The organism is Exiguobacterium sp. s121, assembly GCF_018617245.1.
GTDB classification, from domain to species: Bacteria; Bacillota; Bacilli; order Exiguobacteriales; family Exiguobacteriaceae; genus Exiguobacterium; species Exiguobacterium profundum.
Genome location: NZ_JACSJV010000001.1, coordinates 221,768 through 234,027, shown reverse-complemented (window position 1 = coordinate 234,027; position 12,260 = coordinate 221,768). Strand labels below are relative to the sequence as shown.

General features: G+C 47.7%; 14 protein-coding genes. 1 reads left to right on the top strand and 13 read right to left on the bottom strand.

Annotated features, from left to right (window positions below; all coding sequences use genetic code 11):
• Positions 1–90 precede the first annotated feature (90 nt).
• From KOG47_RS01315 to rho, 3 genes are all read right to left on the bottom strand, one after another.
• A complete protein-coding gene (locus tag KOG47_RS01315) occupies positions 91–1,314 on the bottom strand; it encodes a cation:proton antiporter (RefSeq protein WP_012727386.1) in 1,224 nt (407 codons plus the stop codon).
• 99 nt (positions 1,315–1,413) lie between these two features.
• Complete coding sequence (locus tag KOG47_RS01310; protein ID WP_012727387.1) at positions 1,414–1,656, bottom strand: type B 50S ribosomal protein L31; 243 nt, start codon at positions 1,654–1,656, stop codon at positions 1,414–1,416.
• Positions 1,657–1,738: 82 nt separating this feature from the next.
• A complete protein-coding gene (gene rho, locus KOG47_RS01305; protein WP_012727388.1) occupies positions 1,739–3,076 on the bottom strand; it encodes a transcription termination factor Rho in 1,338 nt (445 codons plus the stop codon).
• A gap of 382 nt (positions 3,077–3,458) precedes the next feature.
• Between rho and KOG47_RS01300 the strand changes: the two genes are divergently transcribed.
• Positions 3,459–4,154, top strand: a complete 696-nt coding sequence (locus tag KOG47_RS01300; RefSeq protein WP_159562984.1) for a C40 family peptidase — start codon at positions 3,459–3,461, stop codon at positions 4,152–4,154.
• A gap of 39 nt (positions 4,155–4,193) precedes the next feature.
• On the opposite strand, the gene KOG47_RS01295 is transcribed toward KOG47_RS01300, so the two are convergent.
• From KOG47_RS01295 to KOG47_RS01250, 10 genes are all read right to left on the bottom strand, one after another.
• A complete protein-coding gene (locus KOG47_RS01295; RefSeq protein ID WP_196431277.1) occupies positions 4,194–4,679 on the bottom strand; it encodes a DUF421 domain-containing protein in 486 nt (161 codons plus the stop codon).
• A 12-nt stretch (positions 4,680–4,691) separates the two neighbouring features.
• Complete coding sequence (locus tag KOG47_RS01290) at positions 4,692–5,462, bottom strand: ABC transporter permease (protein ID WP_159562986.1); 771 nt, start codon at positions 5,460–5,462, stop codon at positions 4,692–4,694.
• Complete coding sequence (locus KOG47_RS01285) at positions 5,452–6,378, bottom strand: ATP-binding cassette domain-containing protein (protein WP_214783679.1); 927 nt, start codon at positions 6,376–6,378, stop codon at positions 5,452–5,454. Before KOG47_RS01285 ends, KOG47_RS01290 begins: the two co-directional genes overlap by 11 nt.
• Positions 6,379–6,465: 87 nt before the next feature.
• Complete coding sequence (glpX, locus tag KOG47_RS01280; RefSeq protein WP_031422214.1) at positions 6,466–7,437, bottom strand: class II fructose-bisphosphatase; 972 nt, start codon at positions 7,435–7,437, stop codon at positions 6,466–6,468.
• Between the two features lie 14 nt (positions 7,438–7,451).
• Positions 7,452–8,708 carry a UDP-N-acetylglucosamine 1-carboxyvinyltransferase gene (murA, locus tag KOG47_RS01275; RefSeq protein ID WP_074035691.1) on the bottom strand — a complete coding sequence of 419 codons (1,257 nt, stop codon included), beginning with the start codon at positions 8,706–8,708 and terminating at the stop codon, positions 7,452–7,454.
• A 27-nt stretch (positions 8,709–8,735) separates the two neighbouring features.
• Complete coding sequence (gene fsa / locus KOG47_RS01270) at positions 8,736–9,386, bottom strand: fructose-6-phosphate aldolase (RefSeq protein WP_078147677.1); 651 nt, start codon at positions 9,384–9,386, stop codon at positions 8,736–8,738.
• A gap of 74 nt (positions 9,387–9,460) precedes the next feature.
• Positions 9,461–10,291, bottom strand: coding sequence for a hypothetical protein (locus KOG47_RS01265; protein WP_215243625.1), 831 nt, complete (start codon positions 10,289–10,291; stop codon positions 9,461–9,463).
• 95 nt (positions 10,292–10,386) lie between these two features.
• Positions 10,387–11,241 (bottom strand): class II fructose-1,6-bisphosphate aldolase, encoded by an 855-nt coding sequence (fba, locus tag KOG47_RS01260; RefSeq protein ID WP_159562989.1) that lies wholly within the window; start codon positions 11,239–11,241, stop codon positions 10,387–10,389.
• A 161-nt stretch (positions 11,242–11,402) separates the two neighbouring features.
• Positions 11,403–11,762: a response regulator gene (locus tag KOG47_RS01255; RefSeq protein ID WP_074035685.1), complete on the bottom strand. Its 360-nt coding sequence runs from the start codon at positions 11,760–11,762 to the stop codon at positions 11,403–11,405.
• A gap of 91 nt (positions 11,763–11,853) precedes the next feature.
• On the bottom strand, positions 11,854–12,213 hold the full coding sequence (locus tag KOG47_RS01250; protein WP_214783691.1) for a YxeA family protein: 360 nt from the start codon (positions 12,211–12,213) through the stop codon (positions 11,854–11,856).
• Positions 12,214–12,260: the final 47 nt, after the last annotated feature.

Here is a 12,260-nt window from a genome sequence, read left to right as displayed (position 1 = left end):
CATCGATAATCGCTTTCCGATTATACCTATCTTTCGAGTTGAGGAAAAGGGTTGACTTCTCCTAAATACTGATTGAAAGAACTCCGTCCTTTATTCATCAGCGTTCGCCTCTTTTTGTTCATCGATTAATTTCAATTTTCGCGCGAGCGGTCGAATCGTGAGACCGTGCAGTGTAACGGAAATGAAGACGAGACCGAGTGTGAGCGGCAACATTTGCTTCGCATCGTCAATCCCCAGATGCGCGACTTCTTCAGCAAAGAATCCCGCGACCGTCATCGCGACAATCCCGCGTGGGGCAATCCAACCAATGAACCCTCGTTCCGCTAGCGGCAAACCTCCACCGATGGTCGACAAGTAAATCGCAACTGGGCGAACCAAGAACAGGATGCCCGCAATCGTCAAGAGAAGCGGCCATTGGAAAATATTCAACAGCTCTGCCCGAGACAGGGAAGCCGTCAACAAGATGAAGACAGATGAGATGAGCAAGATTGAAATATCCTCTTTGAATGACTGCAGTTCTTCGATGATTTCTTCATCCCGATGCTTCGTATTGGCCATCGTCATCCCCATCGCCGTCACGGCGAGCAGCCCGACTTCATGCATCATGAGCTCGCTGAGTGAGAATAAAATGAGGACGGCCGTCAACGTGACCGAAGCACGGAGATAGCGAGGTACTTTTTCTGCCACAAACCATCCCATCAAGAGATGGCCGAACAAGTAACCGAGTCCGATTCCTACGATACAAGCACCTGCGAAGAGGAGTTGCATCCATAAATCCATACCTTCATAAACGATATATCCGAGTCGAACGACGAAGAGTCCGAGTAATGCTCCGACAGGATCGACAATGATGCCTTCCCACTTCAAAATCGCTCCGACCCGATCTTTCAAATGTGCCTGACGTAACAACGGAATGACGACAGTCGGACCCGTCACGACGAAGAGCGCCCCCATCGTCCAGGCAACGACCCAATGTAATCCTCCAACATATTGAATGAGTAGCGACATCCCGACAAACGAGAGCGCGACTCCAATCGTGACAATCCGGACGATCGACCGTCGGAACTGATTGATTTCGCTAAAATGAAGCCCAAGACTTCCTTCAAATAAGATGATGGCGACCGCAAACGAAATGATGGGACTATATAAATCTCCTAATAATTCACGTGGGTCGAACAGCCCAAGGATTGGACCGGCCAATACTCCAGCGAGCGTCATAATGATGATTGCTGGGATTTGATAACGCCATGCCAACCATTGGGACATGATGCCGACCCCGATCAACAAGCTGATACTAATGAGTATAAATTCCATAACGGCCCCCTCACGACAGTCTTTCGTCTCTTTACCCGTGTCGATGCAACAAAAAACCGCCAAGGGCAATCCCTAGGCGGTGAGCATACAACTTTACGATTAACGTTGGTATTTCTTGTTGAAGCGCTCGATACGACCATCTGCAGATGCGAATTTCTGGCGACCTGTGTAGAACGGGTGCGAATCAGAAGATACATCGACACGGATGAGTGGGTACTCGTTTCCATCTTCCATCGTGATTGTCTCGTTAGAGTAACGAGTTGAACCAGTGATGAATTTGAATTCTGTCGTCGAGTCCATGAATACGACTTTACGGTATTCTGGGTGGATTCCTTGTTTCATTGCTTTTCAACTCCTTCGGCCCTAAGTATTCTTTCAACCTAGAGAAAGTTCACTAGAATATAATATCACCCTACTATAGGTTTTACAAGTCTGTTTTCGTTTTTTTCACCGGTCGTCTTTTTTTCTTATCTGCCTCTAGCGCAGCAAAAAAGTCGAGGTTTGTTTTCGTCTCACGGACACGGCGCAAGAACTGTTCGACGAAGTCCGGGGACTCGTTCATCGTACGACGAATCGTCCAGAGCGAATCGAGTTCGTCCTTCCCGAGTAACAACTCTTCTTTCCGTGTTCCCGAGCGACGAATGTCGATTGCTGGGAAGATTCGACGTTCGGCCAATTTCCGGTCTAGGTGCAGCTCCATGTTCCCTGTTCCTTTGAACTCTTCATAGATGACGTCGTCCATTCGCGATCCGGTATCGACGAGCGCTGTCGCGAGGATCGTCAAGCTGCCCCCATCTTCGATATTCCGCGCCGCTCCGAAGAACTTTTTCGGTTTGTGGAACGCCGCCGGGTCGATCCCCCCCGAGAGCGTCCGTCCGCTCGGTGGAACAGACAAGTTGTACGCACGCGTCAAGCGTGTGATGGAATCGAGCAGGATGACAACGTCTTTCTTATGTTCCACGAGACGCATCGCGCGTTCGAGAACGAGTTCTGAAATACGTGCATGGTTTTCCGGCGTCTCGTCAAAGGTCGAGAACGCCACGTCTGCGTCCGGTACAGAGCGTTGAATATCCGTCACTTCCTCCGGTCGTTCATCGATTAAAAGAATAATCAATTCGACGTTCGGATGATTCGTCGTGATCGAATTCGCAATCTCTTTTAAAAGCGACGTTTTCCCCGCTTTTGGTGGCGCCACAATTAACCCACGTTGGCCAAACCCGACTGGTGCAATCATATCCATGACACGAACCGAAAGATGTGTCGGCTCTGTCTCGAGCACCATCTGTTGTTCTGGATAAATCGGTGTCAATGCCGGGAAATAATCACGCGAACGCGTCGAATCCGTCGACTCTCCGTTGACAGCTTCCACACTTAACAACCCTTGGAATCGCTCATTCTCTTTTGGTTTACGGACCTTCCCTGTGACGAGGTCTCCGTTTCGAAGATTGAAGCGACGAATTTGCGATGCGGCGATATAAATGTCTTCGGAAGATTGAGAGTAGTTGATTGGTCGGAGGAATCCAAACCCGCCATCATTTTGAGACTGAGGATTCGGTGGAATGATCTCTAAAATGCCTTCGAGGAAATATAAATCTTTTGATTCAGCCTGTGATTTCAAAATACGAAACATGAGCTCACGTTTCCGTGCTTCTCGGAAGTTCGGTACTTTGACTTCTTTGGCAATCTCATATAATTCTTTCAACGTCTTCGTTTCAAGTTCACGAAGTGTATAGTTCTTTGTCGGTTCTGTCTGTTGACTCATTCAAGTCACCTATCTTTCTACATTTCATTACAAGAAGAATTCAACTTGATTCATTTGTTCTGCCATCATCTAACCACATTTTGCCCGTGCCGTCACCGTGCAAAAATCACCTTTTGTTCAATCGTTTCCCTCTTGTACAAATCCTTACACAGTAAAAGATAGTTTTGTAACAAAATAAGTGCTATATCCACATATTGTTTCATTTTTGTTACAAGAAAACACTTTTTTGACTTGCGATTGAAAAATGCTATCGGTCTTGCGCATGATATAGTTTATTTGCACAGGAAACCGGGTATATCCCGCAACTTGTGCTCTACCATTAAAAATTACTCGATTTGTCATATACGAATGTCTTGATTTTAAAAACGGAGGGATTTATACAATGTTAAAGCGTATCGCATCAATCGTCGTCGCTGCCACTGTCGCTTTCTCGGGTCTTATGTTCTCAACAGGTGAACAAGCAGAAGCCGCTACCGGTACATTTGCTTACTCGAAAGTAAACGGTTTGAACATCCGTACTGCCCCGTCACTTACATCATCGAAAGTCGTCGCGAAAATGGATAAAGGTCAACGCTATACATACCTTGGTAAATCCGGTTCGTTCTATAAAATCAACTACAAAGGCACACACCGTTATATCTCAGCTTCTTCAACGTACACATACTTGAAAGCGAACACGTCGACATCAACAACGGTTTCAACGTCATCTTCTAGCAAACGTTCGAAACTTGTCGCTGAATCGAAGAAATATCTCGGAACACCGTATCGCTATGGTGGAACAACAACTTCAGGGTTTGACTGCTCAGGATATACTGGACACGTGTACAAGAAAGCAATCGGAAAAACACTACCACGTTCTTCACGTCAGCAATACTCAAGCGCGAAGAAAATCTCGAAGTCATCGATCCAAGCAGGCGATCTCGTCTTCTTCTCACATTCAGGCGGAACGATTCAACACGTCGGAATGGCACTTAGCAAAACACAAATGATCAACTCAGAAACAGGCGGCGTGAAATACGCGAGCTTCACTTCTGGATACTGGGCACCACGCTATGTAGGCGCTGGATCATATCTCTAATACAATATCACGACTCGGTTCATCGGAACCGAGTCGTTTTTATTTGTTCACATGTTCCATTACATGACGAGAGTCTTTCAAAACAGAAAACGTTCCATCCGTTTCTATGATTACTGCTTCGACTTGTCCTAGAGGAGTGCCACTTGATCGAATCGCTTGAATGACCTCGATCTCTAAAATTCGTTCTTTTTGTAGATGTTCTCTCAAATAATCTCCTTTATAAAACAGTAGAGTTGGTTCTGATTTAATCATTTGATTCACAATGGAGAATCGCTTAGATAGTTTCGCTAATATATATTGTAAGACAATTAGTGTACCGAACGCAGTCAGTCCAGCCAATAAAGAGGTTTGTTGACTAGTCAAGGTCGTTGCCAAAATAGAACCAAGTGCAACCGTCACAATAAAATCAAATGCATTCATTTTTGCCAATGTACGCTTACCAGAAACACGCAACATGAGAATGATAGAAATATATGCTCCAATCCCTGTTAAAATAATCCGAATCATCGTTGATAGTTCCTGCATCAAACTCCTCCCTTATTTTTGCTTCAATGCCCCTCTCGCGTTCGTTGCCGCAAAGACGATCATGAGTACACTCATCGTACCCGCGACTGCGAGCCCTGCAGATAAGGCACCCCAGTCAATCTCCGGCTGAGTCAGAACCGCTCGCATCCCTTCGAAAATATACGTGGTTGGATTGAACGTCGCCGCCACTTTCAACCATTCGGCTTCAATCAATTCTTTCGGAACGAACGTCGTCGACAGGAAAATTAAAGGAAAGAACAACAACGTCCCTGCCTGTGCCGCTTGTGCATTTCGTGTTTTCAAGGCGACGCCCACTGAATATCCTGCGAAACCAAGTCCAAATCCGATTGCGAGTAATACTGTGAAAAAGAATCCAGCGGCACCGACAGGAATCGTGAGACCGAGGAGAAACGCGACAGCAAAAATAAGTAGCGTTTGGACGAGTAATTGCAACATCCCCGCAATCATCGGTCCGAGCACAATCGCCGTACGGGTCGCCGGTGTCAACAAGAGCCGTGCGAAATAGCCACTCTCAATATCTCGGACAAGCGCCTGACCCGTGCCTCCCGCTCCCCCGACTGCACCTGAAACAATGGATACGGGTAAGATGAAATTCAAATAGTCGCTCCCTTCGAACTGAGGCAACGAGGCCACGCTCGACAAGCCGCTCGTATACACGAGTAAAAAGAATACAGAAATGATCAAGTTCGGGATGAATGAAAACGGATTTCGAATAGTCGTCAGCAAACTCCGTTTCGTGAATAGCCATGTCTCAGTCCACACGGATCTCGCCTCCTTCATACGATTCGCCTGTCACTTTCAAGAATACATCATCGAGCGATGGTTGCTTGACAGTCAATCGTTCAGGCTGCAACCCTTGTTCATCCAAGGAACGAACAATCTCAGTCAACGTCATGTCACGTAACTCAAACGATACATGTGTGCCATTCGAAGATGTATGAAATCGCGTCGCGGCAAGGGTCGCTTCAGATTCTGTAGCGAAGTCCATCGAAATCGTCTCTCCACCGACGAGCTGTTTCAATTCCTCGGCCGTTCCTTCACTCACAATCTTCCCGTGATTGATGATTGCAATCCGGTCAGCCAACTCATCTGCCTCCTCTAAGTATTGGGTCGTTAAAAAAATCGTCGTCCCGAATTCCTCGTTCAATCGGCGTACTTCATTCCAAATTTCGATTCGGCTCGCCGGATCGAGTCCGGTCGTCGGTTCGTCTAAAAACAAGACCGTCGGACGATGGACGAGTGTGAGAGCCAAGTCGAGACGTCGTCGCATCCCACCGGAATAGGTACCACTCCGGCGATCGGCCGCATCCGTCAGTGAAACGACTTCGAGTAACTCATCGGCTCGACGTTGCGCCTCTTCATTCGACATCTTAAACAAACGCCCTTGTAAGACAAGGAGCTCTCGTCCCGTCAACACTTTATCGATTCCTGTTTCTTGTAAGGCAACTCCAATCGATAATCGGACATCTTTTTCTTGTTTAACGACATCGAATCCATTGACTCGTGCCACTCCAGATGTCGGTCTCACGAGTGTCGTCAACATTTGCACCGTCGTCGATTTACCCGCACCGTTCGGACCTAAAAACGCAAAGATTTCTCCTTCTTTCACGAAAAATGACACGTCATCGACAGCTGGAACATCCTTGAATGTTTTGACGAGTCCTTCAACCTGAATCATCACACCCACCTCCTGACTATCCATTCCCGTTTTCTGACGCTTTCACCACAAAAAAGTCGTGGACGTTTTCACATCCACGACTTCTGATTATTCTGGTTTCATGACCATTTTTGGTTTTTTCTTAAGTGAGTGGTTCCCTTCGACGAAACGAACGGTACCGGACTTGGCACGCATGACGACCGAATGGGTCTGTCCGCCTTGTGACGTGAATTGGACTCCACGTAACAGCTCACCATCTGTGACGCCGGTCGCCGCAAAGATACAATCTTCACCTTTCACCAAATCATTGAGGAGGAGGATTCGATCCGTATCTTCGATTCCCATGTCATGGCAACGTTGTTTCTGCGCTTCATCTTCCGGGAGCAAACGCCCTTGGAAGTCTCCACCTAAACACTTCATTGCGACTGCAGCGATGACACCTTCTGGCGCCCCGCCTGAACCGAGCAACAAATCGACACCCGTTTTCGGGAAAGCGGTGTTGATGGCCGCGGCGACGTCCCCGTCCGGAATCAATTTGATTCGCGCACCGGTCGCGCGGACACGTTGAATGGTTTCTTCGTGACGGTCCCGATGTAAAATCGTGACGACGACATCTTCCACGTTTTTCTTCTTCGCTTTCGCCACGATTTCAATGTTCTCTTCAATCGAGTTGTCGAGACTGACGAGACCTGCCGCTTCCGGTCCGACGGCAATTTTATCCATGTACATGTCTGGAGCATGAAGGAGATCGCCTGCATCCGCGACCGCGAGAACCGCAAGTGCTCCCCACGTTCCGGTCGCTACGATGTTTGTCCCTTCTAACGGATCGACTGCGACATCGAGACGAGAACCGTAGCCATTTCCGACTTTTTCTCCGATGTATAGCATCGGGGCCTCATCCATCTCCCCTTCACCGATGACGACAATCCCTTTCATCGGAATCGTGTCAAATACGTCGCGCATGGCCGTCGTTGCCGCATCATCCGCTTCGACTTTCAATCCTCGTCCCATCCAACGGGCTGAAGCAAGTGCCGCCGCTTCTGTCACCCGAACCAGTTCCATCGATAAACTTCGTTCCACCCGAAATCTCCCCTTTATACCTCGGTTTGTTCCTCCACCCAAACGAGCGCACCGAGTTGTTTTAATTTGCCAACAAAGTCGACATACGAATCATTCAGTCGTTCCGCATGTAGTAGCGTCGATTCACCAGAAGCTTGGAGCGCTGACAGTACCAGGGCCGCAGCACTCCGTGCATCGGTGCATTCCATCTCTGCGTTCGCCAGCTTATTGCCGCCACGAATCACAGCCGATGCATCCTCCAGTGTAATTTGCGCATTCATCCGTCGCATCTCGGCGATGTGGCGGAATCGTTGCGCATACAATTTATCGGTGACAACACTCGTTCCGTCAGCTTTTAATAAGGCTGCCGTCATCACCGGTTGCAAGTCGCTCGGATACCCCGAGTAATGGAACACCCGAATATCTGTTGGCATGAATTGGTTCGCCGTCACGGTAATTGACTCCTCACCGACCTCGACGTCCGCTCCGAAATCCAACAGTTTTTGAATGACCCCTTCGAGATGTGTCGGAATGACCGGTTGGACGGTCACACGACCGGACACTGCACCGAACATCATGAACGTTCCAGCTTCGAGACGATCTGGAATGAGTGTGTGCGTACAACCATGGAGGCGTTCCACCCCTTTAATTCGAATCTCATCCGTTCCGGCCCCACTCACATGTGCACCCATCGATGTGAGCATGGTCGCCACATCGACGACTTCCGGATCGCAAGCCGCGTTTTCGATGACCGTCGTCCCTGTCGCTAGAACAGCCGCAAGCATTGCACTCACGGTTGCCCCAAACGACCGCAAGTCCAAGTAAATTCGATTCCCAACAAGTTCATCGACCCGGACATGATAGAGACCTGATTCATTCTCAACATGAATGCCGAGACGTTCCAACGCTTTCAAATGTAAGTCAATCGGCCGTGGACCAATCGCATATCCTCCAGGTAACCCAACCGCCCCTTTTCCAAAGCGAGCCGCGAAGACCCCGAGTAAATAGACAGCGGCACGGACTTTGCGCGTCTCAGAACCGAGGAGAGGCATTGCGACTGCTTCATTCGAATGAATCGTCATTCGTTCGCCATCCCGCTCTACCCGAACCCCTAACTCTTTTAACAAATTGACCATCACTTCCACATCTTCAATCATCGGAACGTTTTCAATCGTCACCGACTCTTCCGTGAGAAGTGCAGCCACAAGGCAAGGGAGAGCGCTCTGTTTCGCTCCGCTAATCTCGACGGTTCCTTCTAGTTTTTGCTGCCCAACGATATGGAGAATTTCCACGCTGATCAAAACCTTTCTACGACGGACTTATTTGGATTGAGCGTTGTTCCAATCCGCTAAAAACTGCTCAATGCCTTTGTCTGTGAGCGGATGTTTCATCATTTGTTCGATAACTTTGTAAGGGACTGTGGCAATGTCAGCCCCAAGGAGTGCAGCTTTTGTCACGTGAACCGGATGACGCACAGATGCTGCGATAATTTCTGTCTCGATGCCATGGATTGCGAAGATGTTCGCAATGGTCTCAACTAAATCAAGCCCATCTTGTCCGATGTCATCCAAGCGTCCGATGAATGGAGAAACGTATGATGCCCCGGCACGTGCCGCAAGTAACGCTTGGTTAGCGTTAAAGATGAGCGTGACGTTTGTCTTGATTCCAAGCTCCTTGAACTGTTTTACCGCTTGCATCCCCGCTGGTGTCATCGGTACCTTTACCGTAATATTCGGCGCGATGGCGGCAAGTTCCTTTCCTTCTTCCACCATACCCGACGCATCGAGTGCAATAACTTCGGCGCTGACCGAGAGATCCCCGACGATCTCACAGATTTCACGAAGTCTTGTATGGAAATCGACACCTTCTTTGGCGACGAGCGATGGATTCGTCGTCACGCCTCCAATGACGCCCATTTGATGAGCTTTTTTAATGTCTTCCACATTTGCTGTGTCAATGAAAAAACGCATATGTGTCTCCTCCTTAATTTGTGATCGCTTACAATCTCTATTATGAGGAAAGTCATGTCGAATTGCTATACCCTTTACGTCAACGATGCGATTGCAAGCATCGATCCTACGACAAGGCCTATCCCAGCGAGCGTCCCGAAAAATGACCATTTCATAATTTTACTTTGCTTCACATAGTATGCTTGGTGTGGTCCTTCTTTCAAACGTTCCAATCCGTGGGTTTCAATCCAATTCGTTGCTGCCTTCTGCTCATCTGCTACAAGATCGCCGGTGTAGACAAATGGAACGATTTCTTCCGGACGACTCAACCGTTCAAATCGCTCACGTCGTGTCGAGATATTCGCACCAATCCAATACAATTCTTTTGGTGTGTAAAATAGCGGAATTCCCTGCTCATGGAAAGATTTTATCCATTGATCAAAGGCAACTAGATCACGTTGATCGAACAAGATTTCCATGGCATCATCTTTTGTCATAATCGATAGCATCGGAGTGTACTCTACCGTAGGACGACCAATCCGAACCGTCGGAGACGGCTGTGTCTTTCGGACAATCGCCGGGAAGAAGACGATTTGTCGAATCGCTGAGATTGGAAATGATTGCTCGACCGACTCGCCCGGTTCATGCCGATACGTCACACCCTCGATGCTCGTTGCGGTCATTTCGTATCTAGAGTGATTCCGTTCTTTCCAAAATAAACGACGGAACGTGTTCGTAAACCAATACACCCCAAACCCACCGATGGCGACTAAGACTAACAATGGAATAAGCCAAGGTACCGGATAATAATAAATTAAAACGAGTGGGGCAGCGGCTAATGCTAAAGAAAGACCAATCAACACGACTGCTCCATATACATAAAAGATTCGCCAAAACAATTCTGTCGGTCGCTCGTTATAAATCACAAAGACTCCCCCTTTTTTTCACCATATATGTATACGTTCCCTAAATCATCAAAAAAAGGCTGACTCTACAAAAGAGTCAGCCTTTCAGGACAGGATTAAGCTTGGTTGCTTGAACCAAACTCACGCATCTTGCCAGTAACGACGTTATAAATCGCTTCGATACCAGGTCCGATAATTTTACGTGGGTCATATACTTTTGCATCAGCAGCAACTTTCTCACGTACTGCACGAGTCCATTCTTGTTGGCACTCAGTGTTGACGTTGATTTTGCTGTGGCCGAGCTCGATTGCTTTTTTGATTTGGTGCTCAGGAATTCCTGATCCGCCGTGAAGAACGAGTGGTGTTTTAGTCGCTTCCGCGATTTCTTCCATCTCTTTGAATCCAAGTTTTGGCTCGCCTTGGTATTCACCGTGTACAGAACCGAGTGCTGCAGCAAGTGCATCCACTTTCGCTTCTTTTACAACACGTACACACTCATCGAGGTCAGCGTATTGTACGCCACCAACAACGCCGTCTTCTTCGCCGCCAACTGTACCAACTTCTGCCTCAACAGAAGCACCTTTAGCGTGCGCGTACTCGACAACTTGTTTCGTCATTTCGATGTTTTCATCGATTGGGTGGTGTGAACCGTCAATCATGACTGACGTGAAACCAGCGTCGATCGCTGCTTTACACTTATCGAATGAAGAACCGTGGTCAAGGTGGATTGCAACTGGAACAGTGATGTTGTAGTCGTGCATAAGACCTTCAACCATTTTGACAACTGTCGTGAAGCCACCCATGTACTTCGCTGCACCTTCTGATACACCGAGGATTACTGGTGATTTCTCGTCTTCCGCAGCGCGAAGAATCGCTTGCGTCCACTCGAGGTTGTTGATGTTGAATTGGCCGACTGCATACTTGCCTTCGAATGCTTTGTTAAGCATTTCTGTCATTGATACTAATGGCATAATGACATCCTCCTGTCTGTTCGCTATTATACACGTTTGGGAAAAGTTCCCCCGTGCAATTCGTTCCCATTATAACACACCGTAAAACATGTGCCTATGCTATTCGGGCATAGAAATGGCTTAGCGCAAGCGTTTACATATGTCATCTTGGTGACGAAACGTCAAATTTTCAAGACTTCTTTCACTTTTCCAATCATCCCATAAATATCAAACGGCTTCTCAAATTGTGCCGTGATCCCGAGACGACGCACTTCTTCAATCACCGTTTCTTCCCCAAATGCCGTCATGATCATGACGGGTGTGTCTAACTGTTTCTCGCGCATGCGACGTAATACTTCGTGTCCAAACATACGAGGCATATTCATATCGAGCAATACCAAATCATATTGCTCCCGCTCTAAAAATTCCCAGGCGCTGATGCCGTCTTGCGCCGTGTCCACGTCTACACCCATGTTCGTGAACACTTGCGCGAGCATCGTACGAATTCCGTCCTGGTCATCTGCTATTAACATCCGTGACATGCATGTCCCTTCTTTCATTCATCATTTACCATATTCAAACAATTTAACCTTACCAAACTCATCTCTTTTTCGCGACGTCTATCTTTTGAAATCAAGGGAACGATGGCCCGGAATTCTCTTCTTCCTGTTCTTCCTTCAACTGTTCAGGTACGTCTAGCACATTCACCTGCTCGTAGTCGGTCACTTCCGCATCTTCTTCTTTCACAAATACTCGCAGATAGTTCCCTTCCGGTAACAACCCCGTGGTGGCAATAGACAGAGGACGTTTTTTCCCATCCTCGTCGTACCCGATGAGATCATAGCGATAACCACCCGAGGTTTGTGTCGCCACTTCTGCACTTGGGACTTTGACATAATAGACATCGGCTAACAATCGATTAGGATCGACATAACGCCACCCTACTACTAATAGAATGCCAATCAATAGGATGGCAACGAGGTTTCGTTTCATAAAAAATTCTCCCTCAATCTAAGAATCACTACTTATGAGGTATACCG

What these genes read in the sequence shown, in the direction of transcription:
- KOG47_RS01295 (WP_196431277.1), bottom strand. Translation starts at nt 4,679, where the DNA reads ATGCAGGAACTATCAACGATGATTCGGATTATTTTAACAGGGATTGGA.
- KOG47_RS01315 (WP_012727386.1), bottom strand. Translation starts at nt 1,314, where the DNA reads ATGGAATTTATACTCATTAGTATCAGCTTGTTGATCGGGGTCGGCATC.
- KOG47_RS01310 (WP_012727387.1), bottom strand. Translation starts at nt 1,656, where the DNA reads ATGAAACAAGGAATCCACCCAGAATACCGTAAAGTCGTATTCATGGAC.
- KOG47_RS01300 (WP_159562984.1), top strand. Translation starts at nt 3,459, where the DNA reads ATGTTAAAGCGTATCGCATCAATCGTCGTCGCTGCCACTGTCGCTTTC.
- KOG47_RS01255 (WP_074035685.1), bottom strand. Translation starts at nt 11,762, where the DNA reads ATGTCACGGATGTTAATAGCAGATGACCAGGACGGAATTCGTACGATG.
- KOG47_RS01285 (WP_214783679.1), bottom strand. Translation starts at nt 6,378, where the DNA reads ATGATTCAGGTTGAAGGACTCGTCAAAACATTCAAGGATGTTCCAGCT.
- rho (WP_012727388.1), bottom strand. Translation starts at nt 3,076, where the DNA reads ATGAGTCAACAGACAGAACCGACAAAGAACTATACACTTCGTGAACTT.
- fsa (WP_078147677.1), bottom strand. Translation starts at nt 9,386, where the DNA reads ATGCGTTTTTTCATTGACACAGCAAATGTGGAAGACATTAAAAAAGCT.
- fba (WP_159562989.1), bottom strand. Translation starts at nt 11,241, where the DNA reads ATGCCATTAGTATCAATGACAGAAATGCTTAACAAAGCATTCGAAGGC.
- KOG47_RS01250 (WP_214783691.1), bottom strand. Translation starts at nt 12,213, where the DNA reads ATGAAACGAAACCTCGTTGCCATCCTATTGATTGGCATTCTATTAGTA.